Consider the following 25,527-nt stretch of genomic DNA (forward strand, 5'->3'; position numbering starts at 1 on the left):
ACAGGAGCCTTTTCGTTACCGGCAAAAACCGGCAAAGTCATAAGGGGAACAGGGAGAGGTTTTTTTTGGGCTCCATACTCTTCAGTCGGCAGCGTGCCGCACATTTGCGTTCCGCGGCGCCTCCCTCTATATTGAATAAAGTAATGAAAGGACGTGACGACTTTGGATTTGTTTTCTTATGAAAGCGGAGCGGATACTCAAACGGGCGGCGGGCTGCTCGCCGACCGTATGCGCCCCCTGACACTGGACGAATATATCGGGCAGGAAGACATCGTCGGTCCCGGCCGGCTGCTTCGCCGCGCAATCGAAGCCGACAAAGTCGGTTCGATTGTCCTGTACGGGCCTCCCGGCTGCGGCAAGACGACTCTGGCACATATTATCTCCTACCATACCCAAGGCAAGTTTGTGCGTCTGAACGCGGTAGATGCCACCGTCAAGGATGTGCGAGAAGTGATCCGGCAGGCGGCCGATGACAAAGCGCTGCACGGCAGCAAGACGATCCTGTTCCTGGACGAGGTCCACCGGTTCAACAGTTCCCGTCAGGACGCGCTGCTGCCGGCGGTGGAGAAAGGAACGATCATCTTTATCGGGGCGACGACGGAGAATCCGTACCATTATGTGAACGGAGCCTTGATGAGCCGTTCGACGCTGTTCCAGCTGCATCCGCTGACGGCGGAGCATGCGCGGATCGCGATGCGCCGCGCGCTGGACGATGCGGAGCGCGGTCTGGGCTATATGGACCTGGACGCCGACGAGGAAGCGCTGGCCCATATCGCGGCGATGTCCGGCGGCGATATTCGCCGGGCGCTCAATGCGCTGGAGCTTGCGGCGCTGACCACGCCGCCGCAGGTTGACGGCCGCATCCGTATTACGAAGGAAGCCGCCGAAGAATCGGTTCGCAAGCCGATTGCGCGGGCCGACGAATCGACGCAGTACGACGTCCTGTCGGCTTTCCACAAATCGATTCGGGGTTCCAGCGATGCCGCGTTGTATTGGTTCTTGTACGCTGTCGAGAAGCTGGGCATGGACCCCATGACGTTTATCCGCCGGTTGATTGCGGCCAGCAGCGAAGACATCGGGCTCGCCAATCCGCAGGCGATGGTGCAGGCCGTATCGGCGCTTGAAGCCTACCGCAACAACGGATGGCCGGAAGCGAAGCTCAATATTGCCCAAGCGATTCTGTTCGCGGTGGAGAGTCCCAAGTCCAATGCCGTATATAACGCCATTTCCAAGGCGGAAGCGGCTTTTGGGCGAACAGGCACAACGGAGGTTCCGCTGCATCTGCGAGATACCCATTACAAAGGCGCGGAAAAACTGGGACATGAAGGCTACAAATATCCGCATCATTTTCCGAATCATTATGTGAAACAAGCCTATTTGCCGGAAGAACTTGAAGGCACCGTATTTTATGAAGCGACGGAGCAGGGCAGCGAATCCAAAATCCGTCTGAATCAACAGCGGCGCCGCGAAAAATGAAGATTTTCGGCTCTGGACACTCGAATAAGCCAAATTTTGCAGGTTAAAGCGCACTAACCCGGATCGTATGTTAGAATTGTCAGAACAATACGAAATGTAGTAATCTAAGATGTGTCTTCAACTTCGGGCGTTCGTCCGAAGAAGGTTTGTGGCGCACGCACTTCTATTTTAGCTTCCATAAGGGATTACAAGGTCCGTAATACGCTGAACGCGCAGGTTCCTCCTGAATCCGGTCACCGTAGCAAGCCTACGACTTTTGTGGAGAGAGAAAGGTACGAACAAAATGGATAAAAACCAGCCGGCCGAGGCTCGCGTCCTCACGAGGGCTCAGAGGCATCGGAAGAAAAAAACGAAAAAGAACAAAGGCAAAGCCTGGCTGATCGCCCTATGCGTGCTGTTCGTCCTGGGAATCGGCGGATTTATTTTCCGTAAAGAACTGATGGTATTCGCTTTGGATACGTTCCTGGCCGATACGGTCAAGAGCACCCTCGACAAATCCTACGCTCCGATCGACCAGGCGCCCAAAGGCGGAGGTGCGGAAGAACTTACCGTCGCCGAACTGAGCAAAGAACCTTTCTCCGTATTGCTGCTCGGAACCGACCAACGCGATGACGAACTCGCCCGAACCGACTCCATTATCTATTCGGTCGTCCGTCCTGCGGACAATAAAGTGCTGCTGATTTCTATTCCGCGCGATTCCTACGTCAAGATGGTCGGAACGCCGACGATCAAAGGAACGCGTTCGGAGACCAAGATCAATGCCGCCTACGCTTACGGAGGCGCACAGATGAGCGTCGATACCGTCGAAGCGCTGCTGGAACACGACGTCGATTATTATGCCACGATCAATTTCAACGGGTTAAAAGACGTCGTCAACGCGCTCGGAGGCGTAGAGCTTCCGATTACGGAGACGATCGAGAACAAACAGGCCGATCACGAGAAGTTTACGATCGAAGCCAACAAACCGATCTACGACGGTACGGAAGCGCTCAACTACGTACGCTATCGGGAAGATTCGGACTTCAAACGGACCGAACGTCACCGGATTTTCCTGAAGCAGGTCCTGAACCGGATGAAAAAGATCGAAAACTTGACCAAAATTCCGGAATTGATCGGTATCGCCGGTCAAAACTTCAAAACCAATATGGATTCGGATTTTATGCTTTCCTTGGCCAAAACGGTCATCCTGAACGAATCGACCCCGGAAATCAGCAGCCATATGCTGCAGGGCGAAGGCGTCTCGCGCGAGGCGTGGTATTACGAGCTGGACGACGAAGATCTGGAAGAAACGATCGAATCGATCAACAAATGGCTCGATCCGAGCTCGGTCGCGTCCGACCTGACCGTAGACGATACGGATGAAGGCGGAGAGTCGCATACGGACCAGCCGGGTCAACCGGCCGGAGATACCGGGCAGTAATCCGCTGCGTATCTTCGCTTCACGGTAAACGCGGGCGTTACCGAGGCAGGTGCGCGGAACCCCGCCTGAAACCGACTAGTCAGAAACGCCAAAAAACCGCTGTTCTCCTATAAGGGGAACAGCGGTTTTTTGCAGCTGCATCCAGGGGGCTCGGCCGCCGGATGCAAAGAAATGTTTAGGCTTGAACGGCGCCGCTTGGACGGGGCTCTTCGTAAGGGACCTTCGCGACCTTTTCAATCGTGCCGCCGCCGAGGCAGACATCGCCGGCATAGAAGACCACGGCTTGACCCGGAGTGATCGCTTTCTGGAGCTCGTCGAAAGCGACATGGACCGATCCGTCTTCGAGGCGTGTCAAGGTCACGCCCTGATCGGGCTGGCGATAGCGGAACTTGGCCGTGCACAGCAGAGGCCCGTCTGCCAATTCGTCGCGTCCCGAAGCAAAAGTAACGCCGCTTGCGACCAGCGCGGTCGAATACAGACTCGGATGCTTGTCGCCCTGCACGACATACAGAATGTTGCGCTCGAGGTCTTTGTCGGCGACAAACCAAGGTTCGCCATTGCCGGAACCGCCGATTCCGAGGCCCTGACGCTGTCCCAGCGTGTAATACATCAGGCCGTCATGCCGGCCTTTCGATTCGCCGGTGGCGATATCGATCATCTCGCCGGATTTGGCCGGCAGATAGCCGCTCAGGAATTCGCGGAAGTTGCGTTCGCCGATAAAGCAGACGCCCGTACTGTCTTTTTTGCGTGCGGTGGCAAGTCCGGCTTCTTCGGCGATCCGTCGAACTTCCGGTTTCGGCAGGTGTCCGATCGGGAACATCGTCTTGGAGAGCTGATACGGATTCAGCGCGTTCAGGAAGTACGTTTGGTCTTTGTTGGTGTCTACGCCCCGCAGCAGCTTGAATTCTCCATCTTCTTCCGTCACGCGGGCGTAATGCCCCGTTGCGACATAATCGGCACCGAGGTCGAGCGCTTTGTTCAGGAATTCGCCGAATTTGATCTCGCGGTTGCACATGACATCCGGATTCGGTGTCCGTCCCCGTTTGTATTCGTCGAGGAAATAGGTGAACACTTTATCGAAGTATTCTTTTTCGAAGTTCACCGTATAGTAAGGGATGCCGATTTTCTCGCAGACGCGCCGTACATCTTCGGCGTCGTCTTCCGCGGTACAATGGCCGAGTTCGTCGGTATCGTCCCAGTTTTTCATAAAGATGCCGATGACGTCGTATCCCTGCTGCTTAAGCAGCAGCGCCGTCACCGAAGAATCCACACCGCCGGACATACCGACGACGACCCGCGTTTCTTCGGGAGATTTATGCATGAATATCACCGTCTTCTATTGAAGTATTTGCCAAAGAACGGCAAAGAGCTGCGAAAGCAAAAAACGCGCTTCGCGCGTCTGACTGCATTTTAACACAAAACCGGTATTCTGACGACCTTTCCGGTTCTTTCCTTTGGAGCTTGATTCCACCCGGGACGGACATTTCGGAGTCCTTCCGTTATTCCGTAGTGCATCCGGCTTCAACATTATGTTACGATAGTCTGAGTATACACAGGATATAACCCCGAATGAACCGAAAGAGGTGCCTTTATATGAAGATATCGACCAAGGGCCGTTACGGCTTGACGATTATGATGGAATTGGCGGCAAGGTACGGCGAAGGCCCGACTTCCCTAAAAAGCATTGCCGAAAAGAACTCCCTGTCCGAACATTACCTGGAGCAGTTGATTGCGCCCCTGCGCAACGGCGGACTCGTCAAAAGTATCCGGGGCGCCTACGGGGGCTACATTTTGTCGCGGGATCCCGATACCGTGACCGCGGGCGAAATTATCCGTGTGCTGGAAGGTCCGATTTCCGTTGTCGATTTCACGGAAGAAGACGACCCGGCCAAACGCGATTTGTGGAAAAGAATCCGCGACGCGATTGCCGATGTCATCGACTCGACGACACTCGGCGACCTGATTGATTTCCGGGACAAAGGCGAACCGGACAGCTATATGTTCTATATTTAGACCGAGGTGAGCAGGAAATGAACAGAATTTATGCGGATCATGCGGCTTCGACGCCGGTACATCCGCTTGTGGCCGAAGAAATGCTGCGGGTCCTGACAGGCACATACGGAAACGCGTCCAGCGTCCATGCTTTCGGACGCGAAGCCAAGCGGGTCGTCAGCTCCGCGCGCGAACGGGTTGCCGCAGCGATCGGCGCGCGCGCGTCCGATCTGGTCTTTACGTCGGGCGGTACGGAGAGCGACAATATGGCGCTGTTCGGCGCGGCGGCGGCCCGGGCGGATCGCGGACGCCATCTGCTGGTGTCGCAAATCGAACATCACGCGGTGCTGCATGCCGCGGAGCGGTTGGCACAGCAGGGATTCGACGTGGAATACATTCCGGTCGATACCCGCGGCCGCGTCGACATGGACTGGATTCGCGAGCATACCCGGCCCGATACGATCCTGATCAGCGTGATGTATGCCAACAATGAGGTAGGCACCATTCAGCCCGTGCAGGAGATCGGCGCATTCGCACGCGAGCATGGAGTCTGGTTTCATACAGATGCCGTGCAGGCACTGGGGTCGCTTCCGGTCGACTGCGACAGCTTGAACGCCGACCTGGTCAGTTTTTCCGCGCACAAAATCAATGGTCCCCAAGGGATCGGCGCGCTGTATACGGCGCCGCATATCAAGCTTCCCGCCATGCTGCATGGAGGCAACCAGGAACGCAAACGGCGCGCCGGAACGGAAAATCTCGCCGGAATGGCGGGATTTGCCAGAGCGGCGGAGCTTTCCGCGTCCGCTCTGGGCGAGCGCCGGGCCCAGTCGGAACTTCTGCGCGGCAGGCTGCTTGAAGGATTGTCCGCCTCGATCGGCGATTCGGCGTTTGTGGTCAACGGCGATCCCGCACATACGCTTGCGCATATCGTCAATATCAGCTTCCCGGCGGTGGGGACCGAGACGATGCTGATGAATCTGGATATGGAAGGCATTGCGGCGGCAAGCGGTTCCGCTTGTACCTCGGGTTCGCTCGAGACTTCGCATGTGCTGCGTGCCATGAATCTTCCTGAAAATGTTTTGAATTCCGCGGTTCGGTTCAGCTTCGGCTTGGGTAATACTTCGGAGGAAATCGACACGATTGTCAAGAAAATTGAAACGATTACGGGTCGTGTGCGTAACAAACGTTGATACGCGTATAACCGCGCGCCGCAAGTTCGGATCGGTCCGACTGCCGCTCGATTAGCGGTCTGAAGGGTCGTCCGCGGCGCGTATTGTGAATAATCGATCAATCCGAAGAAGCCCCGGCCTCTTCGCTTCTCCCAAACTTAAGCGGACGGATAGGTGATCCCCATAATGAAATGTCCAAATTGCAGTTCCAAAGATATCGGCAAAATCGGCTCGCATCAATTCTATTGCTGGAGCTGCTTTATCGAACTTACGGTTAATGCAGGCAAGATGTCGGTCTATCAAGTTGAAAAAGACGGAACGCTGAGTTCGCTCGATGACTTGTTCTGCCTGGAAGAAGCCGCGGCTCTGCCCCGGCTGCAGGCGACATCCTGAACGGACGAAGGACCCTAGACAGCCGGAAGCTGCGCCGCGCCCTGCAACAAAGGACGCTGCGGAGCCTCCGGCTTTTTGCCGCGCCGCACGCATTGACAGAAAATCGGCCGCCCGATATACTGGGAAGGCATTGCATATAGTCAACAACACGATGATGGAATGAAGTACGTTCTGAAGAGACGCCTTTTCAGCGAACAGGCTCCTTGCGCAGCTGCGCATGGGTGGAAGAGCCTGCAGGGCCGACGAACCGAAAGCTGATTCCGGAGTGCCGCGAATTTCCGATCCCGGAAGTCCGAGGCCGACTCGTCCCCGTTACCGGACTCAACGAGGCGATCGTTTCCCCGGCCCTGCTTCTGCATGATGCAGCGGCGCACGGCAAACGATAACCAGGGTGGTACCGCGAGCAATCGTCCCTGAATTTTTTCAGGGGCGTTTTTTATGTTTTTTACTATTCCCAAACGGAGGTCCGAAACCTATGAAAGCTAGTGAAATCCGCTCCAAATGGCTTCAGTTTTTTGAACAAAAAGGACATCATATCGAGCCGAGCGCTCCGCTCGTCCCGCATAACGATCCGTCCCTGCTGTGGATCAATGCCGGTATGGCGCCGCTGAAAGCCTACTTCGACGGCCGGATCAAACCGGAGAATCCGAGAATCGCCAATTCGCAAAAATGTATCCGTACCAACGACATCGAGAACGTGGGCAAAACGCGCCGCCACCATACGTTTTTTGAGATGCTGGGCAACTTCTCCATCGGCGATTACTTCAAGGAAGAAGCGATCGAATGGGCTTGGGAATTCCTGACCGACCCGCAGTGGATCGGCTTCGATCCCGAACGGATCAGCGTAACGGTCTACAACGAAGACGAAGAAGCTTTCACCATCTGGAATGAAATCGTCGGTCTTCCCGCCGAACGCATCATCAAGCTGGGCGAAGAGAATTTCTGGGATATCGGCGAAGGCCCGTGCGGTCCGTGCAGCGAGATTTTCTATGATCGCGGCGACGCTTACGGCACGCTTGATCCGAACGATCCGGAGATGTACCCGGGCGGCGAGAACGAACGTTTCCTCGAAGTGTGGAACCTTGTCTTCTCGCAGTTCAACCACAACAAGGATGGCAGCTACACGCCGCTTCCGAACAAAAACATCGATACCGGAGCCGGTCTGGAGCGTCTCGCTTCCATTCTGCAGGAAGTCAATTCCAACTTCGATACCGACTTGTTCCAGCCGATGATCCAGCGTACCGCCGAGATGGCCGGTATTCAGTATGGGGTGAGCGAAGAGCACGATGTGGCGCTCAAAGTGATCGCCGACCATGTGCGTACCGTAACGTTCGCCGTCGGCGACGGCGTGCAGCCTTCGAACGAAGGCCGCGGCTATGTTATTCGCCGTCTGCTGCGCCGCGCGGTCCGCTACGGACGCGTGCTTGGCCTGGATCGTCCGTTCCTGTACGAGTTGGTCGGCACGGTAGGCGAAGTCATGGGCGTATACTACAGCCAGGTACTCGACAGCCGGGAACTGATCGAACGCGTCATTCGTCTGGAAGAAGAACGGTTCCACAAAACGCTGTCCGACGGTCTTGCGATCCTGACGGAAACGGCCGAGCGCGCCAAAGCGGCAGGCGAAAAGATGATCGGCGGCGAGGATGCGTTCAAAATGTACGATACGTACGGATTCCCGCTCGATCTTACCGAAGACTTCGCCCAGGAGCAGGGCATGAGCGTCGACCGCGAAGGGTTTGAGACGGCGATGCAGCAGCAGCGCACGAGAGCGCGCGAAGCGCACAAAAAAGGCGGCGGCATGAATATCCAGGGCGGCGTCTTGTCCGATCTGGAAGCGGGCAGCGAATTCGTCGGTTACGGCGAAACTTCCGTCGAAGCCAAAATTGTGGTACTGATCAAAGACGGCGAAATCGTCGATTCGGTCGGCGAAGGCGATTCGGCTCTGGTTGTGTTGGACAAAACGCCTTTCTATGCCGAGAGCGGCGGACAAGTCAGCGATATCGGCACGATCTCTTCGTTCACGGGTACATTGAGCGTCGAAGGTCTGGTCAAAGCGCCGCGCGGCCAGCACGTGCACCAGGTGACGGTCGAGTCGGGCGAACTGCACACCGGCGACGAAGTGCGGGCAAGCGTACAGCGCGATTCGCGCGCCGCGATCGAGAAAAACCATACCGCGACGCACCTGCTGCACAAAGCGCTCAAAGAAGTGCTCGGCAGCCATGTCAATCAAGCGGGGTCGCTTGTCGAGCCGCAGCGTCTGCGTTTCGACTTCTCGCACTTCGGCAGCATTACGCCGGAAGAGTTGGCCGATGTGGAACGCCGCGTGAACGAGCAGATCTGGAAAGGCGTCAACGTCAAGATCGAGCTCAAAGGCATTGAAGAAGCCAAAGCGATGGGCGCGATGGCCCTGTTCGGAGAAAAATACGGCGATATCGTACGCGTCGTCGAGATCGGCGATTACAGTCTCGAGCTGTGCGGCGGCTGCCATGTTCGCAATACGGCGGAAATCGGTCTGTTCAAACTGGTCGGGGAGAGCGGGATCGGATCGGGCGTACGCCGGATCGAAGCCTTGACCGGCCGGGGGGCTTATCTGTACCTCGACGAGCAGCTCGATCTGTTGAAACAGTCGGCCGCAGCTTTCAAGACGCCGGTTGCCGAAGTGCCGAAGCGGATCGAAGGTTTGAACAAACAGCTCAAAGATGCGGAGCGCGAGATCGAATCGCTGCGCGGCAAGCTGGGTGCGATCGAAGCGGGGCAAATGACGGACCGCGTCCGCACCATAGGCGATGTACAGGTATTGGCGGAAGCCGTATCGGCTTCGGGCATGGACGCTCTGCGTTCGCTGGCCGACGAGCTGAAAGTCAAACTGCCGCAGGCGGTTCTGGTACTCGGCGCCGTCGAAGGCGACAAGGTTAACTTTGTGGCGGCCGTACCGCAGGAACTGACCAAGCGCGGGCTGCATGCCGGCAAACTGGTCAAGGAAGCGGCAGCCGTCTGCGGCGGCGGCGGCGGCGGACGTCCGGATATGGCCCAGGCCGGCGGCAAAGACGCCTCCAAAATTCAGGAAGCCCTGAAGACGGCCGTTTCCCTCCTGGAACAATCGCTGAACGCCTGATCGAAGTCGGGCGATCTTCCGCCCGATTCCCCGTTTCTTGATCGGGGGAAAGTGTGATATGATAAACAGGATTCAATATTAAGGCATCAAGGTGCGCCGCGTGCACGCGGACGCTTTGTGAAGCGAGGTGTAATCCTTATGGATTCTATGGACAAGACTGTAAAGTTCAACGTACAAGGCGACGAAGAGACCTCCGCACAGGAGATTCTGCTTACCGTGTACGACGCGCTTGTGGAGAAAGAGTACAATCCGATCAATCAGATTGTAGGCTACCTGCTGTCCGGCGATCCGGCTTACATCCCGAGACACAACAACGCGCGAAGCCTGATCCGCAAAAAGGAACGCGACGAGTTGATCGAAGAGCTGGTTCGTTCTTATTTGTCCAAGCTTCGATAGGAGATACGTGAAATGAAACTGCTGGGCCTCGATTATGGAGACCGCCGTATCGGTGTCGCGGTAAGCGACATGTTCGGCTGGACCGCCCAAGGGATCGAAGTGGTCCAACGCCGCGAAGACGGTTCTCACCTGCAGCGGATTGCGGAGCTTGCCAGGCTGCACGAAGTTGGGGAAGTGGTTGTAGGTCTTCCGAAAAACATGAACGGCACGATCGGCCCGCGCGGCGAACTGTGCATCGAATTCGCCGAATCGCTGCGAGAACTGCTGGGTCTGCCTGTTCACCTGTGGGATGAACGTCTGACGACGGTATCCGCCGAGCGAACGCTGCTCGAAGCCGATGTCAGCCGCAAGAAGCGCAAACAGGTCGTCGACAAAATCGCGGCGGGTCTGATCTTGCAAAATTATCTCGATTCCAAATCAAACCGGTGAAAGGGTGACAGGCATGACAAACGATTCCAATCTCGTAGGCGAAGAGCCGGAAATTATTTATATCCCCGATGAAGAAGGCCAGGAAGAAGGCTTTGAAGTCATCATGAAATTTGAAGTGGACGGTTCGGAAAGCAAGTATATGATGGTGGTTCCTTTGGATTCGGACGATGAAGAAGCGGACGAAGTCTATGCGTTCCGCTATGAGGAAGACAACGACGATCTGAAGCTTTACGTCATCGAAGACGAAGCCGAATGGCAGATTGTCGAAGAGACTTTCAATACGCTGGTTGCCGAATTGGACGGGGAGGAATAGAAGCGATGACGGAATTTTCCGCAAGTCAAGTCGTATACACGAACAAGCTGGAGCAGGTGTACGGATTGTACGTCGAGCTGATCGACGGCAGCGCCGAATCGGTTACGTACCGGATCGTCAAAGAGTTTGAAGTCGGCGGCGGCGCTTACGCGGTTCTCCAGAACGAGACCGCCGGAGCGGACGACGACGTACAAATTCTCAAGATCGAGACTTCTCCGGAAGGCGAAGTTCAACTGGCAACAATCGACGACGACGACGAGTGGGAAAACGTGGCCGAACTGTTCGACGAACTCACTTTCCCGGAAGAAATGTAAGGGAATCGGTAAAGCAAGCGGACCCGGCTAGCCTGGTCCGCTTTGCCGTGCGCAAAAATAAGTGCGCGGATGACGGCACAGCCCGTCTTTTTTACCCGATTGCCTGCGATTGAAGACCGACAAAGGATGTGCGCCGTAGTGGAAAATAATCCGGTCAAGATCAAGAAAAAAAGGTCAAAAGCTCCGTTTGTCCTACTGCTGATCGTGCTTGTCATGATTGTCTCGATAGCGGGATTCGTCTACGCCTCGATGCGGCCGACCCCGGCTTCAAGCGAAGCGCTTCTGTTCAAAGTGAAGGAAGGGGCGGGTACGGCGGAGATTGCCGATCAGCTGCAAGACAGCGGACTGATTCGCAGCGCCCTGCTGTACAAGTTCTATCTGCGGATGGAAAACGAAGGCGGAGCGTTTAAGGCGGGGGCGTATCAGCTGCAGCCGGGCCTGGAATACGGAGCGATCACGGCCGTATTGAACGGCGGCGGTGAAGAAGTACGCAAAGAATCCGTCAAAGTGACGATTCCCGAAGGATTTACGCTTAAGCAAATCGCGGACCGATTGAGCGAAAAAGGGGACTGGGACGCCAAAACGATTCGGCAGCTGGCCCGGCAGCCGGAAAAATTCAGCGCCGATCTGCCGGCCGAACTTCCGGCAGCCGCCAAAACGACTTATGCGCTCGAAGGGTATTTGTTCCCCGATACGTACGAATTCGAACCCGGTGCCTCGGAAGAAGAAGTGGTGCGCCGTCTGGTTCAAGAAACGAAGCGCAAACTGGATTCTATCGCGAACTTCGATACACTGCTGCAAAAGCGCGGGCTGACCGTGCACGAGCTGCTGACGGTCGCTTCCCTTGTGGAACGCGAAGCGGTAGTCGATGCCGAGCGTCCGCTCATCGCGGGCGTCATCTACAACCGGCTGAACGATCCGATGAAGCTCCAGATCGATGCAACCGTCCAGTACGCGCTGGGCGAACAGAAAGACCGGCTGCTGTATTCCGATCTGGAGATCGACAGCCCGTACAATACCTATAAATACGAAGGGCTGCCGCCGGGTCCGATCGCGTCTCCGAGTCTCAAGTCGATCGAAGCTGCCCTGCAGCCGAAAGATTCGGAATATTTCTTTTACGTGACCAAAAAAGACGGCTCCGGCGAGCACCTGTTTGCCGAGACGTTCGCAGAGCATGAACAAAATATCGAAGAAAGCAGAGCCGGCGGCAAATAACTGCGCCGGCCTGCGCCGATGAAGTTGAAGAAGGGAGTGGCCGTTTTGGGATACAAACCCGAATTATTGGCAACTTGCGGCACACTGGATGAATTAAAAGCGCTGGCGGAAGCCGGATGCGACGCTTTTTTGTTGGGGGAAGAAAAGTACGGGATGCGTCTGCCGGGTGAATTTACGCCGCAGATGATTGCGGAAGCCGTCAGCTTCGCCCATCCCCGGGGGATCAAGATCTACGTCTGCGTCAACAATCTGATGGACAATGACAAGCTGCCCGGTCTGCCCGGTTACCTGGAAGAGATGGGGCAGATCGGAGTGGACGGAATCGAGTTCGGCGATCCTTCCGTATTGATGCAGGCCAGAAAGCTTCTGCCGGGCCTGCCGCTGCACTGGAATGCCGAGATGACCTCCACCAACCACGGAACGGCAAATTACTGGGGACGCCGCGGCGCAACCCGGATCGTGCTGGCCCGGGAACTTAATATGGAAGAAACAACCGGCATGATGCCGTCGCTTGAAGTCGAAGCCCAGGTGCAGGTACATGGCATGACGAACATCTATCATTCCAAGCGCAGTCTGGTGAACAGCTACATGGCGAATCAAGGACGTCCGGTCGAAGACGGGAATGTCGGATTGTCGCGCGGGCTGTATCTGATCGAAGCGGAACGGCGCGACGAACGGTTTCCGATCTATGAAGATTCCAACGGTACGCATATCATGAGTTCCGGCGATATTTGTATTCTGGAAGATCTGCATCTGCTGATGGAAGCGGGCGTGCAGAGTTTCAAGATCGAAGGGATCCTGAAAAGCAAGGCTTACAACGTCGCGGCTGCCCGGGCTTATCGCAAAGCGATCGACAGCTTCGTGAACGACCGGGAAAACTACGCGTTCGACGAGTCCTGGCTTGACGAAATTCGCGGGCTGCAGGATCCGGACCGCGAGCTTTCATTTGGATTTTTCTATAAAGAACAGGTGTATTAAGAAAGGGGAACGCATCGTGGAAACGACACAAACGTCGGTTCAAGACAAGCCGCAGCACAAAGGCAAGCGGTATCGTCTGGATAAGCCCGAGCTGTTGGCACCGGCGGGCAACCTGGAAAAACTGAAATTCGCCGTACATTACGGCGCGGACGCCGTCTATATCGGCGGACAAAAATACGGTCTGCGTTCGAACGCGGACAATTTCAGTTTCGAAGAGATGAAAGAAGGCGTAGAGTTCGCCGCAAAATACGGTGCAAAAGTGTTTGTCGCGACGAATATCTATGCTCACGAAGAAGATCTCGACGGCATTGCCGAGTACCTGCGCAATCTGCAGGATGCCGGTATCGCCGCGATCATTACGGCCGATCCGATCATCGTCGAGACGGCCAAGACGGCGGCTCCGCTGATCGAAGTGCATCTGAGCACCCAGCAGTCGACGCTCAACTGGCAGGCGGTCCAGTTCTGGAAAGAAGAAGGCCTGCCGCGCGTCGTATTGGGCCGCGAGACAAGCCTGGAAGAAATCGCCGAGATCAAGAAAAACGTCGATATCGAAATCGAGTCTTTTGTACACGGCGCCATGTGCTCGTCCTATTCGGGACGCTGCGTCCTCTCCAACCATTTTACCGACCGGGATTCCAATCGAGGCGGCTGCTGCCAGTCCTGCCGATGGAAATACGATCTGTTCGAGACGCCTTCGGAAGAACAAGCCTGGGTGTCCGAAGAACAGCAGGCCGATGCGGTTGAAGGCAATCCTTTGTTCCGGCCCGAAGACAATGCGTTTACAATGGGTTCCAAAGACCTCTGTATGCTCGGCTCCATTCCCGATTTGATCGAAGTGGGCATCGACAGCTTCAAGGTTGAAGGCCGGATGAAATCGATCCATTACGTAGCGACCGTGGTCAACGTGTATCGCCAAGCGATCGATTCGTACATGGCGGACCCCGACAACTACGTACTGAAGCCGGAATGGATGGAAGAGCTGAACAAAGCGGCGAATCGTCCGCTCAATACCGGGTTTTTCTACGATACGCCGGACCACGAAGACCATATTTACGAACCGGAAGAAAAAGCGGTACCTTACGATTTCGCGGGACTGGTACTTGATTACGACGAGCAGACCGGCATGGCGACCATCCAGCAGCGCAACCATTTCAAACCCGGCACCGAGATTGAATTTTTCGGTCCGGACGGAAATTTTTTCGCTCAGACGGTAGGGCGGATCTGGGATGAAGAAGGCAATGAACTCGATGCAGCCCGTCACCCGATGCAGCGGGTCAAGTTCGAAGTGAAGCATCCGCTGCGTTACTTCGACATGATGCGCAAAAAGAATATTAAAAAATAAGAGACTTCGGTCATAGGTCTTACGAAACCCTTCAAATCCGTCAAAGATATGAAGGGTTTTCCTATGATGTTAACTATTTTTAAAAAATTCTTCATTTTACTGTTCATTTTGCTTGCTTCGTCCGATAATAGAGATAACCAGCATTTTGTAATCCCGGGTCTTTTTACGAAGAAAGTAGGTACATAGACAAAGTGGAGAGCGCTTTCTCAACGTCCGGAGTTGCAACGCTGATTCTAAAGACTGGCGGGTGGGGACATGGGCATGATGAAGAAAAAAGGCGAAAATGGGGAAAATCCCGTACTGGAACCTGAGGATGCCAAAAACGAAGGAAAAGGGAAGCCTTCGCTAAAGCTGCTGAAAAAGGACAAAAGTCTGAAAAAAGTACGTGAAAAAAAGAAAAAACCGACAAAAACGCTATCGGAAGCACAGGATTCCGGGTCTGAAGGTCCTGTACAAAATGAGAACGCTTTACCCGTAAAGGTGAAACGTTTCGCTTCCAAACTTGTACCGACCAAGCAAAACCGTTCCGCCCGTCCGGCACGTTCAATGCGCGAGCGAGGGAATGTCGTGGTGCAGGGACTCGGAAATTGGCGGGCGATCGATCCGAGCAAATCGGTGGGGGTCCGTCTCTTCATTATTTTCCTTGTCGGAATTGTCGTATTCGTGTCTTCGCTCGGGATCCTGTCCTACCTCAAAGCCCGGGATACGATCAAAGAAAATGCGGCTTTAGCCAACGAGCAGACCATCATTCAGACTTCGGAGAAGCTCGACATCATTTTGCAGCGCTATATGGATACTTCGACGCAGATCTTTTTCAATCCTGAAATTCAGGATGCGATCAATAGTCTGCAGCGTGCCACAAGCGATTTCGATCGCCTGCAGGCTTACCGTCAGATCAACGAGTCGCTGAGCAACCAGGTCAACGTGACCAGCGGACTTCAGTCCGTGTATTTCTTGTCGACCGATGAGAATTCGGAAGATTTCTTCACGGCAGGCAACCGGGTTCCAACGGCCGAAGAGATTCGGGGAGCCGCTTGGTATTCCGAATTGACGGGAGGCAAAGCGACCGTTCAGTGGCTGCCGACCGACGTGGAGCGGGCAAGTTATACGCTGGTCCGCCAGATGTCCACCACAAACGGCAGCGGCATCAAGTTCGTCGTCGGTCTTCAACTGGATGTCAAAACGCTGGAAGAGCAGCTGAAATCCGTTAAATTCGGAGAAGGCAGCCATATCGAGCTGGTGGCGGCGGATGGAACGAATGTTGCTTCGGACGTCGAAGGTTCCGCGGGTCAGCCTACCACTTACGTCTTCAAGCAGGATGAGCTCGGAGAAGGCGGCAAGTTCGAAGCCGAACAATTTGGTAAAACCGTGCTTGCTGCTTACAACACGGTAGAAACTTCCGGCTGGAAACTGATCGGAACCGTTCCCGTCGCAGTGCTGCTGGAAGGCGCATCGGGCATCTTGACCCTGATCGTGATCTTTGTGGCCGGAGCCGTGCTTGTGGCTATCTTTATCGGGATCTGGATGGTCCGCATGATCGCACGTCCGCTGGGTCACCTCAAAGGACTGATGCAGGAAGGCGCAACCGGCAATCTAAGTGTGCGGACCGATTATCGTTCCAAAGACGAAATCGGCGAGCTGTCCGTCGCTTTCAACCAGATGATGGACCGGATCACGGATCTGGTTCGCCGGACAACCGATACGGCCCAGCAGGTGTTGGATACGGCCGGCGAGCTTGAACAGGCTTCGCAGCAGACGGCCGCCTCGGCGCGCGAAATCGCGATTGCGACGGAAGAAATCGCGAACGGTGCATCCAGTCTGGCGCAGGAAGCGGAGAAGAGCACGGAGCTGACCGAACGTATCGGCGACCGGATGGAAAAGGTCGTGTCGGCAAACCGCGAAATGGACGTTTCGGCACGCGAAGTTCAAACGGCGAGTCAGGAAGGCACCGTGCATCTCGACAAGCTGCTGTCCCAAACGGGCAGTACGGAAAATATGGTCCGTTCGCTTGTCACCCGGGTCGACGCACTCAAGGAAAGTACCGCTTCCGTCATGAAAGTACTCGATGTGATGCAGAATATTACGAAACAGACGAATATTCTCTCGCTCAACGCCACGATCGAAGCGGCGCGCGCGGGGGCTGCCGGACAAGGCTTTATGGTTGTAGCCGGCGAAATTCGCCAGCTGGCCAGCCGTTCGCGGGAGTCGATCGACATGGTCGGCGAGATTACCGACAATATCCAGTCCGAAATGGATGAAACGGTGCGTACCCTGTCGGCCGTGTATCCGATGTTCCAGGAACAGGTACACTCCGTGAAGCAGACGAGCGGGATTTTCGACTCGGTGCAGGAGCAGATGCAGCAGTTCTCCGGCAAGCTGGACGGCGTAACGGCTTCGATCGGCGAACTGGGCAGCGCCCAGAAGATCATGGCCGAAGCCATGACCAGCGTCAGCGCAGTGGCCGAGCAGTCGTCCGCCACTTCCCAGGAAGTGGCGTCGCTCAGCAGCGAGCAGCAGAACGTGGGCGTACGCTTGGTCGAACTGTCGGCCAAGCTGAGCAACGCGTCGAACGAGCTGAAAGATTCGATTTCGAAATTTACGGTGTAGGTAGAAAGTGCGTGCGGGAGACTTTCGAGGGTGGGGGAGTAGGAAAGAGCAGAATAAAAAGAGCTCCGGGCCGCGGCCCGGAGCTCTTTTTATTTGCACATATAAGGTATTTACGTACGCCCGCCAATCAATACGGATCGGCTTCTTCGCCTTTTTCGCGCGACTTCTCGATGGCATCCTGGGGATTGGATTGGCCGCTGATCCCGTCTTGAGCGTCGGCGGAAGACAATCCTTCGGAGACGCGTCTGCCGTAATCGGCATCGGCTTGGGTAAAGTAATCGATCATGCGCTCCTGGATATCGGCTTTGCAAGACGTCAGGGCATCGACGAGGTTGGCGATCAGTTCGGCTTGTTCCCAATCTTCGAACGAACGGTAGGTATCGCCGGCCTGGCCGAAATTGTTCGGACGGTCGATCGGGGCTTTCATCAATTTGGCATTGTATTCGGGCTGATGGTCTTTGCCGGATTTCGGCGCTTCTTGCAGCCCGCCCATCGACGAAGGTTCATAGTTGACGTGGGGATTCTGACCCGGCGCCCGATCGACTTTGAACTGCATTTGTCCGCCGCTCTGATTGGTGGCAACCGGAGATTTGGGCGCGTTGATCGGAAGCTGCAGATAATTGGCCCCTACCCGGTGCCGCTGGGTATCGGAGTAAGAGAAGGTACGGCCCTGCAGCATCTTGTCGTCCGAAAAATCAAGCCCGTCGACCAGAACGCCGGTACCGAACGCCGCCTGCTCCACCTCGGTGAAATAGTCTTCCGGGTTTCGGTTAAGCGTCATTTTGCCGACCGGGAGAAACGGAAATTGTTCCGGCGGCCAGAGCTTGGTATCGTCCAGCGGATCGAAATCCAGTTCGGGATGCTCGCCGTCTTCCATGATCTGCACGCAGAGTTCCCATTCCGGATAATCGCCTTTGTCGATCGCTTCGTACAAGTCCAGTGTCGCATGGTTGAAGTTGGAAGACTGGATCTCGTTGGCTTGTTTTTGCGTGAGATTCTTGATGCCCTGGCCCAACGGTTCCCAATGATATTTGATCAGCACCGCTTCGCCGTCGGCATTTACCCATTTGTACGTATTTACGCCCGAGCCCTGCATCTGCCGGTAATTGGCCGGGATGCCCCAAGGCGAGAACAGAAACGTAACCATATGGGTAGCTTCGGGACTGAGCGATACGAAATCGAAAAAACGTTCCATACTCTGCACATTGGTTAGCGGGTCCGGTTTGAACGCATGGACCATATCGGGGAATTTCAACGGATCGCGAATAAAGAAAATCTTCAGATTGTTGCCGACGAGATCCCAGTTGCCGTCTTCGGTATAAAATTTGGTAGCGAATCCTCGGGGGTCGCGCAGCGTTTCCGGAGAGTGGCCGCCGTGAATAACGCTTGAAAAACGAACGAATACCGGCGTTTCCTTGCCTTCTTCCTGGAACAGCTTGGCGCGGGTATAGCGGGATACGGGCTCGTCGCCGACCCGCCCGTAAGCGGTGAAGACACCGTGGGCTCCCGCTCCCCGCGCATGAACGACCCGTTCGGGGATACGTTCGCGGTCAAAGTGGGTAATTTTTTCTAGAAAGTGATAGTTCTCCAGCGTTGTCGGCCCACGGCTGCCCACCGTACGGACGTTTTGGTTGTCCGCTACCGGGTGTCCCTGCCTTGTGGTCAGTGTCAGGTTTTCTTCTTGTCCGTCGTCGGTTGGCTTTTTTGGCTCGTCGGTCATGTGAAGTCCCCTTTCCTTCGCTCGAATATGGATACACCTTACATAAAAGGGCATACGGAAACCATATACCCCGCGCATCGAACGTTAAAACGTTAAGCGGTCGAGCTTCATCCAACCTTCATCCAGATTAGATTGGGAATTGACCGGACGCGGCAAAGACGCTCTTCCGGGGGAAGAACGTCTAAACGGCGATACCGGATCAATCCGGCAGATTCGGATTAGGCGAAGGCGTACCCGGTCCTGCAGGCGTACCGGCAGGAGGCGGAGCCCCCGAAGGGCTGAGCGGATGCACGGCGAATTCTTCCTGGGGCATCCGGATCCAGCGCTGCAAATAGCCTTCCTGGATCAGTTCCTTGATCAGGATCAGTAGAATCGGAGCCAGAATCAATCCCGCCACGCCAAACAAGGAAGTGGAGATCAGCACAAACGAAAGCATGAGATAAGCGGAAGAAATGCCGATCGAGTTGCCTGCGATTTTGGGTTCGAGCAGCTGGCGGGTCAGCATAACGACAACCAGCAGGACGATTAAACCGACCGCAAGTCCCGTATTGCCGACAAGGAACAAATAGACGACCCAGGGGATGAAGATAGCCGGTACGCCAAGCAGCGGCAGAATATCGAACAAGGCCGAAACGACGGAAATGGCAAAGGCATTGTCCACACGCAGAATCAGCAGTCCGGCGTATACGATCGCAAAGGTAATAAAGACAAGAATCGCCTGCGCTTTCAAATAGGAGCCGATCGAACGGAAGACATGGGTTTTCAGAAAAACGTAAGCTTTTTTGAGCGTATTCGGCGTTTTGTCGCCCGCGACTTTTTTCCACCAGACAATCTCGGAACTCAGGAAAAAAGCCAGGATGATCGACAGCGCGAAACTGACGATAAAGCTCGAAAACGAAGTCAGGAACGCAAGCAGATAGGTGAAAGCATACTTTAGCCATACGGTCAGCTGATCGGTGAACAGCGCGAAATACTCGTTGGCTTTCTCGGCCGTTCCGGCGGGCAGGGCGTTCAGTTCATTGTGCAAAAACTCGGTCAAATTGGTGAATTGGACCTGTACGATCGCCGTATATTCAGGCAGATTATCGGTCAGGCGGGCAATCTGCGAAACGAAGATCAGACCCGCTCCGAACAGGGCGCCCAGAATAACCAGAACGAAGACGAGCACCGAAATGGCCGAAGCAAGCGGTTTGGGCAGTTTGCCCCGACGATGAAGCAGGCGGGCGAACGGTTCGATAATGAGAAAAACAAGGATGGACAAGAAGACCGGTGCGGCGATGCCATAGAGCCAGCTGAAGGCAAGCATAATAAGGTAAACGGTCAGGATGATCAGGCCGACGTCAAAAGCCGTCCGCCAATATTTCCGGTACAACGAGATCATGGGTATGCTCCTTCGCAAGGGATGGCGGGGGAATAGAGTCCGCATTTTTGCATTGATTCGATTGTTACCTATGATAAAATAAAGTGATGGCGCTGAGCAATAGACGAACCAAACTCTTGCTCCGACTTTATATAGAGAAACGGAGAGCGGAAATGGAAACAACCTTGCTGATATGGCTTTTTTATTTATCTTCCTTCTATGCGTTTATTCCAGGGTTGATCAGCCGGATCTTCGGATTTCGGGCTTTCCGCAAAGGAAAAAGCGAAACGGAACTTGCTTTGACATTCGATGACGGGCCGGACCCCCAGTATACGGAAAAGCTGCTCGATCTGCTGAAACGCTACGAAGCGAAAGCGACCTTTTTCGTCGTCGGCTCGCATGCGGCGCAGCATCCCGATCTGCTGAAAAGAATGCAGGCCGAAGGCCACGCAATCGGCATTCACAACTATATACACCGTACGAATTGGCTTATGCGGCCGGGTTCGGTACGCAAGCAGATCAATCGTACCAACGAAGTGATCGAACGGGTCACCGGCGAGCGTGCGGTTTACTACCGTCCGCCCTGGGGCATCGTGAATTTGTTCGACCTGGTCGGACGCCATGAACTGCAGCTGGTCTTGTGGTCGGGGATCTTCGGCGACTGGCGCAAGCGTCTGGGCGAAGAAAGGCTGCTCAAACGGATGCGGCGCAAGATGCGCGGCGGCGAAGTGCTGGTGCTGCACGACTGCGGAGCCACGCTTGGAGCCAACGACAAAGCGCCGGAGAATATGCTGCGTGCGCTGGAGCGCTTTTTGGATGAAGCTTATGCCAAAGGGCTGAGCAGTGTCACGGTGGAACGGCTGATGGAAACGACAAAGAAAGCGGGTGGCAAGCAGATGGGTCAAGTTTCTCCATTCAAAAAGGCGCTGGTCGGCGCCTGGCTGCTGTACGAACGGGGCTTTCGTTTTGTTTTTCGTCTGCAAGAAGCGGACGGTGCGCCTTTGTATCATTTCCGCAAGACGCGTTATACCGGCCGGCCGATCGAGCTCGGCAGCGGCCGCACGCTTGTCAAAGGCGATCCGATCGTGGAGCTGCATTTCGATAACAAAATGCTGTTCGAATTCGGCAGCCGTTCCCGATCGTCGGTACAGTTGGCCATTTTGATGATCCGGGGCACGGAGCAGAGCTTCCCGGGCATTGCGGAGCATATCCGGCAGGACCCGGATCTGCGCGAAGCCAAAGCGGTTTACGCGGTCAGCATGATCAACCGCGGTCCGGAGCAGTTCGGTTTCGAAGTGCATGATCTTTCGAGCGGATGGTTTGCACGGGCAACCCGGTTGTACCTGAAGCTGCTGCTGTGGGCGATTCATCCTTCGGGAAGCGCGCGCCTGCAGCAGCAGAGCGAGTTTCTGGTACCCAAGATCATGGTCATGCCGATGGAAACGATGCTGACCCGCGATTTCAAAGCGGACAAGCGCAAGAGCCGCCGCAAAGCCGTCCAGAACGATTCCGTTTCCGCCGCCGCGCCGGAGAGTCTGGCGGCTGCAAACAGGCAGGAGGAAGCGCCCGTGTCCGTTATGCGGTCCGATGGCAGTCCGGCGGAAGCGGCGGCGGTCCGATAAACGCGGGATTCGTATTTTTGCCGGGTACGGCGGAACCGGAGCATATGGCCTTGGGCGTCAATTTCACGCAGACCAAAAAGGACTTCGAAGCGCGCTGTGCAGCGCGGCCCGAAGTCCTTTTGGTTGTGCTTTGGTCGAAGAAAAAGGCGGCAGATTCGCTTATCACCGCGGATCTGCGCAAAAACGGCTAAATTAGATTTTCAGGACGCCGCCCATGCTGGCATTGGTGACCAGTTTGGAATAGCGGGCAAGGTAACCGGTTTTCACTTTCGGTTCGAAGCCTTTCCAGTTGGCGCGGCGAGCGGCGAATTCTTCTTCGCTGATCTCCAATTGGATCGTACGGTTGATCAGATCGAGTTCGATGATATCGCCTTCTTCGACGAATGCGATCGGACCGCCTTCAGCCGCTTCCGGAGAGATATGACCGATACTGATCCCGCGCGATGCGCCCGAGAAACGTCCGTCCGTGATCAGGCCGACTTTGGCACCGAGTCCCATGCCGACGATCTGCGACGTAGGAGCGAGCATTTCCGGCATGCCGGGTCCGCCTTTTGGTCCTTCGTAGCGAATGACCACGACATGACCTTCTTTGACTTGTCCTTTTGCGATACCTTCGAGCGCTTCTTCCTGGGAATCGAAGCAGATCGCAGGTCCTTTGTGATAGCCGCCGACCGAAGCGTCGACCGCACCGACTTTGATGATTGCCCCTTCCGGAGCCAGGTTGCCGAACAGAACGGCCAGACCGCCGCGCTCGGAATGCGGATTGTCGAGTCTGTGGATAACCTCGGTATCGAGGATTTCCTGACCTTGAACGTTCTCGGCAAGCGTCTTGCCGGTAACGGTGATACGGTCGCCGTGCAGGGCACCCGGTTTTTTGAGCAGTTCGTTCAGTACGGCGCTGACGCCGCCGGCATTATGCACATCTTCGATATGCCAGTCGGAAGCGGGAGCAAGTTTGGCCAAGTGAGGAACGCGGTTGGCGACTTCGTTGATGCGTTCGATCGGATATTCGATACCGGCTTCCTGTGCAAGAGCCAAAGTATGCAGAACGGTGTTGGTCGAACCGCCCATGGCCATATCCAGAGCAAAAGCGTTGTCGATCGCTTCGACCGTTACGATATCGCGCGGTTTGAGATCAAGCTTGATCAGTTCCATCAGCTGCGTAGCCGACTGGCGAACGAAGTCTCTGCGTTCTTCGGCAACCGCGAGAATCGTACCGTTGCCCGGAAGAGCGATACCCAGAGCTTCGGCCAGACAGTTCATCGAGTTGGCGGTGAACATGCCCGAACAGGAACCGCAGGTCGGACAGCCGTATTGTTCAAGCTCCAGCAGCGTCTGGTCGTCGATTTTGCCGACTTGGTGCGCGCCTACGCCTTCGAAGACCGAAGTGAGCGAGATGGAGCGGCCGTTTTTGTCTTTGCCGGCTTTCATCGGGCCGCCGCTAACAAATACGGTCGGGATATTGACGCGCAGCGCGCCCATCATCATGCCCGGTGTGATCTTGTCGCAGTTCGGAATACAGACCATTCCGTCGAACCAGTGTGCCATAACCATGGTCTCAACCGAATCGGCGATGATTTCGCGGCTCGGCAGGGAATAGCGCATCCCGATATGTCCCATGGCAATTCCGTCGTCGACGCCGATCGTATTGAATTCGAACGGAACGCCGCCCGCTTCGCGGATCGCTTCTTTGACGATTTTGCCGAATTCCTGCAGATGGACGTGGCCCGGAACGATGTCGAGATAAGAGTTGCAGACTGCGATAAACGGTTTTCCGAAATCTTCTTCCTTGACGCCGGCTGCACGCAGAAGGCTGCGGTGCGGTGCGCGGTCGAACCCTTTTTTGATCATGTCGGAACGCATTTTCTTAGCAACCATGATGACTTTTCCCCCAGAACGATATATTGAAATACCTGCTTTAGCGCGGTTCACGAGCAAAGCGAAAACTCGTGATGCCACCGAAATAAAGATGAAACGAGGTAGCGGATTGTGCTTTCGCCCCTCGCGGCAGCCGTTTATTCCGGGAACGGCTCCAGCTCAACAAATAAGCTAAATTTTCTAAACAGTCTAACACATGCCGTTACTTTTTTCTAGCAAAGGACAAAAAAATGGAGCTTCCTTTATTTGGACACGCAAAAAAGCGCGCCCAGGCGAAAGAGCCGAACACGCTGACAGACTTCGTTTCGGCTCTTTCGCTTGGCGCGCGGGGAATAACGGCATGGGCGAGAGGCAGCCCTGAATGCGGGTTACTTCTGGCCGCCTTTGCGTCCGATTTCGCGATAAAAGTCTTTGTCGTGGGAGTTGGAAGTCGCTTCTCCGCCTTTGCGGCCGATTTCCTGATAGAACTCCCGGCTGTGCGATTTCGCCGTGGCTTTGCCGCCTTTGCGTCCGATTTCTTGGTAGAACTCCCGGCTGTGTTTCTTGGCCGTAGCTTCTCCACCCATACGACCGGCTTCTTCGCGACTCATTTTCTTGTTGCCCGACTGACTGTTTGTCATCTCAATCACTCCTCAGTAGTTGTTTTTGCCGCGTGCACCAACTATTTACCACCGCCATTTTCCAATGAAACGCCGAGCAAGCTTGAAAAAGCCCTACCTGGGTAGGTTTTCTTTCCAAATCCTTGCAGCGGCGCGGTCTAAAAAATTTTTGGTTTTTTTGCTTATTTTCTTATTTGCGGCCGATCGGAGTTGCAATCCTTGCGGAACAAGCCCGCAGCCTCCGTTTTCGCCCACGGATCAGTCTTTTAATTATTGAAGAATTTGTTTAAAAAATCGAAAATGAACGTTCTTATCGGTGCTTTTCGGTTTTTTTCATTGACACCGCAAAAGCGTTTGACGCACAATGAAAGCGAGTACAGCGGCGTGAATAAGTACCTACAAACGTTCGGCCGTATTTGCCGCAGAAGGCCGGAAGCGGAGAGGGATGAGCGGAATGAAGAAAATCAAGGTGCTGCAGCGAATTATGGACTGCGGCGTGGTGGCGGTTCTGCGCGGGGATTCGCCGGACCAGGTGGTGGAAATGGCCGAACAGGCGATTGCCGGAGGCGTCAAGATTATCGAGGTCACGATGACGGTGCCGAACGCGCTTCAAGCGATCGAACGTCTCAGCCGTATTTACAGTCCGGAAGCGCCGATCGACTCGGATCGTTTTGCCGTGATCGGAGCGGGAACGGTATTGGAGCCGCATACGGCGCGTATGGCTATTATGGCGGGTTCCCAGTTTGTCGTGTCCCCCGCCTTGAACGAAGATACCGTCAAGCTGTGCAATTTGTATCGGATTCCGGTGATGCCGGGAATCGTCACGATCGCCGAGCTGCTTAAAGGGTTGGAATTGGGCGCCGATGTCATGAAACTTTTCCCGGGAAATATGTTCGAGCCTTCGATTATCAAAACGTTCAAAGGACCGGTCCCGCAGGCGAATCTGATGCCGACCGGCGGAGTCTCCGTAGCGAACCTGGGAGAATGGATCGAAGCCGGGGCGGTTGCGGTAGGGATCGGTTCCGATCTGACCAGCGAAGCGCTGAAGACCGGCGATATGACCAAGGTTCGCGAGAAAGCGGCGCAGTACGCCGAAGCCTACCGCCAGGCCCGCAGCCGCTAGGTACGGATTTCGATTCTTCCGGACCCGGCTGAAGCCCGCACGGATTCCTCGGTTTGGAAGTGCGGG

Annotated in this window: 21 protein-coding genes; 16 read left to right on the top strand and 5 right to left on the bottom strand. The window is 55.3% G+C overall.

Annotated elements, in window-relative coordinates; all coding sequences use genetic code 11:
- Positions 1–162: 162 nt before the first annotated feature.
- Both HOP44_RS00180 and HOP44_RS00185 read left to right on the top strand, forming a co-directional pair.
- Complete coding sequence (locus HOP44_RS00180) at positions 163–1,476, top strand: replication-associated recombination protein A (protein WP_425501774.1); 1,314 nt, start codon at positions 163–165, stop codon at positions 1,474–1,476.
- Between the two features lie 283 nt (positions 1,477–1,759).
- Positions 1,760–2,896 (top strand): LCP family protein, encoded by a 1,137-nt coding sequence (locus HOP44_RS00185; RefSeq protein ID WP_172249506.1) that lies wholly within the window; start codon positions 1,760–1,762, stop codon positions 2,894–2,896.
- A gap of 175 nt (positions 2,897–3,071) precedes the next feature.
- Here HOP44_RS00185 and mnmA read toward each other — a convergent pair whose 3' ends face one another.
- Positions 3,072–4,217: a tRNA 2-thiouridine(34) synthase MnmA gene (mnmA, locus tag HOP44_RS00190; protein WP_172249508.1), complete on the bottom strand. Its 1,146-nt coding sequence runs from the start codon at positions 4,215–4,217 to the stop codon at positions 3,072–3,074.
- A gap of 272 nt (positions 4,218–4,489) precedes the next feature.
- Here mnmA and cymR point away from each other — a divergent pair, with 272 nt between their 5' ends.
- The 12 genes from cymR (at position 4,490) to HOP44_RS00250 (ending at position 17,159) form a co-directional block, all read left to right on the top strand.
- Complete coding sequence (gene cymR / locus HOP44_RS00195; RefSeq protein WP_172249510.1) at positions 4,490–4,909, top strand: cysteine metabolism transcriptional regulator CymR; 420 nt, start codon at positions 4,490–4,492, stop codon at positions 4,907–4,909.
- 17 nt (positions 4,910–4,926) lie between these two features.
- Positions 4,927–6,078, top strand: coding sequence for a cysteine desulfurase family protein (locus HOP44_RS00200; protein WP_172249512.1), 1,152 nt, complete (start codon positions 4,927–4,929; stop codon positions 6,076–6,078).
- 165 nt (positions 6,079–6,243) lie between these two features.
- On the top strand, positions 6,244–6,450 hold the full coding sequence (locus HOP44_RS00205; RefSeq protein ID WP_172249514.1) for a hypothetical protein: 207 nt from the start codon (positions 6,244–6,246) through the stop codon (positions 6,448–6,450).
- Positions 6,451–6,925: 475 nt separating this feature from the next.
- Complete coding sequence (gene alaS, locus HOP44_RS00210; RefSeq protein ID WP_172249516.1) at positions 6,926–9,565, top strand: alanine--tRNA ligase; 2,640 nt, start codon at positions 6,926–6,928, stop codon at positions 9,563–9,565.
- A gap of 138 nt (positions 9,566–9,703) precedes the next feature.
- The gene (locus HOP44_RS00215) at positions 9,704–9,961 is read left to right on the top strand and encodes an IreB family regulatory phosphoprotein (RefSeq protein WP_172193996.1); all 258 of its coding nucleotides are present in this window, start codon (positions 9,704–9,706) and stop codon (positions 9,959–9,961) included.
- 12 nt (positions 9,962–9,973) lie between these two features.
- On the top strand, positions 9,974–10,390 hold the full coding sequence (ruvX, locus tag HOP44_RS00220; RefSeq protein ID WP_172249518.1) for a Holliday junction resolvase RuvX: 417 nt from the start codon (positions 9,974–9,976) through the stop codon (positions 10,388–10,390).
- Positions 10,391–10,403: 13 nt separating this feature from the next.
- Complete coding sequence (locus HOP44_RS00225) at positions 10,404–10,703, top strand: DUF1292 domain-containing protein (protein ID WP_172193998.1); 300 nt, start codon at positions 10,404–10,406, stop codon at positions 10,701–10,703.
- Positions 10,704–10,708: 5 nt separating this feature from the next.
- Entirely contained in the window at positions 10,709–11,017 is a 309-nt protein-coding gene (locus HOP44_RS00230; RefSeq protein ID WP_172249520.1) for a DUF1292 domain-containing protein, read from the top strand.
- 138 nt (positions 11,018–11,155) lie between these two features.
- A complete protein-coding gene (gene mltG, locus HOP44_RS00235; protein WP_343059673.1) occupies positions 11,156–12,232 on the top strand; it encodes an endolytic transglycosylase MltG in 1,077 nt (358 codons plus the stop codon).
- A gap of 45 nt (positions 12,233–12,277) precedes the next feature.
- The gene (locus tag HOP44_RS00240) at positions 12,278–13,210 is read left to right on the top strand and encodes a peptidase U32 family protein (RefSeq protein WP_172249524.1); all 933 of its coding nucleotides are present in this window, start codon (positions 12,278–12,280) and stop codon (positions 13,208–13,210) included.
- A 16-nt stretch (positions 13,211–13,226) separates the two neighbouring features.
- Positions 13,227–14,552, top strand: coding sequence for a U32 family peptidase C-terminal domain-containing protein (locus tag HOP44_RS00245; RefSeq protein ID WP_172249526.1), 1,326 nt, complete (start codon positions 13,227–13,229; stop codon positions 14,550–14,552).
- A 480-nt stretch (positions 14,553–15,032) separates the two neighbouring features.
- Positions 15,033–17,159, top strand: coding sequence for a methyl-accepting chemotaxis protein (locus tag HOP44_RS00250; RefSeq protein ID WP_172249528.1), 2,127 nt, complete (start codon positions 15,033–15,035; stop codon positions 17,157–17,159).
- A 127-nt stretch (positions 17,160–17,286) separates the two neighbouring features.
- Here the strand turns inward: HOP44_RS00250 and HOP44_RS00255 are convergent, their stop codons facing one another.
- Together HOP44_RS00255 and HOP44_RS00260 are read right to left on the bottom strand one after the other, a co-directional pair.
- Positions 17,287–18,879, bottom strand: a complete 1,593-nt coding sequence (locus HOP44_RS00255; protein ID WP_172249530.1) for a catalase — start codon at positions 18,877–18,879, stop codon at positions 17,287–17,289.
- 199 nt (positions 18,880–19,078) lie between these two features.
- Positions 19,079–20,260 carry an AI-2E family transporter gene (locus HOP44_RS00260; RefSeq protein WP_172249532.1) on the bottom strand — a complete coding sequence of 394 codons (1,182 nt, stop codon included), beginning with the start codon at positions 20,258–20,260 and terminating at the stop codon, positions 19,079–19,081.
- Between the two features lie 152 nt (positions 20,261–20,412).
- Here HOP44_RS00260 and HOP44_RS00265 point away from each other — a divergent pair, with 152 nt between their 5' ends.
- Positions 20,413–21,861, top strand: coding sequence for a polysaccharide deacetylase family protein (locus tag HOP44_RS00265; RefSeq protein WP_172249534.1), 1,449 nt, complete (start codon positions 20,413–20,415; stop codon positions 21,859–21,861).
- A gap of 192 nt (positions 21,862–22,053) precedes the next feature.
- Here the strand turns inward: HOP44_RS00265 and ilvD are convergent, their stop codons facing one another.
- Both ilvD and HOP44_RS00275 read right to left on the bottom strand, forming a co-directional pair.
- On the bottom strand, positions 22,054–23,739 hold the full coding sequence (ilvD, locus tag HOP44_RS00270) for a dihydroxy-acid dehydratase (RefSeq protein ID WP_172249536.1): 1,686 nt from the start codon (positions 23,737–23,739) through the stop codon (positions 22,054–22,056).
- A gap of 368 nt (positions 23,740–24,107) precedes the next feature.
- The gene (locus HOP44_RS00275; protein WP_018975823.1) at positions 24,108–24,359 is read right to left on the bottom strand and encodes a KGG domain-containing protein; all 252 of its coding nucleotides are present in this window, start codon (positions 24,357–24,359) and stop codon (positions 24,108–24,110) included.
- 433 nt (positions 24,360–24,792) lie between these two features.
- Between HOP44_RS00275 and HOP44_RS00280 the strand changes: the two genes are divergently transcribed.
- Positions 24,793–25,461, top strand: a complete 669-nt coding sequence (locus HOP44_RS00280) for a bifunctional 2-keto-4-hydroxyglutarate aldolase/2-keto-3-deoxy-6-phosphogluconate aldolase (RefSeq protein WP_172249538.1) — start codon at positions 24,793–24,795, stop codon at positions 25,459–25,461.
- Positions 25,462–25,527 lie beyond the last annotated feature (66 nt).

This window comes from Saccharibacillus deserti, from assembly GCF_013618475.1.
GTDB lineage: Bacteria > Bacillota > Bacilli > Paenibacillales > Paenibacillaceae > Saccharibacillus > Saccharibacillus deserti.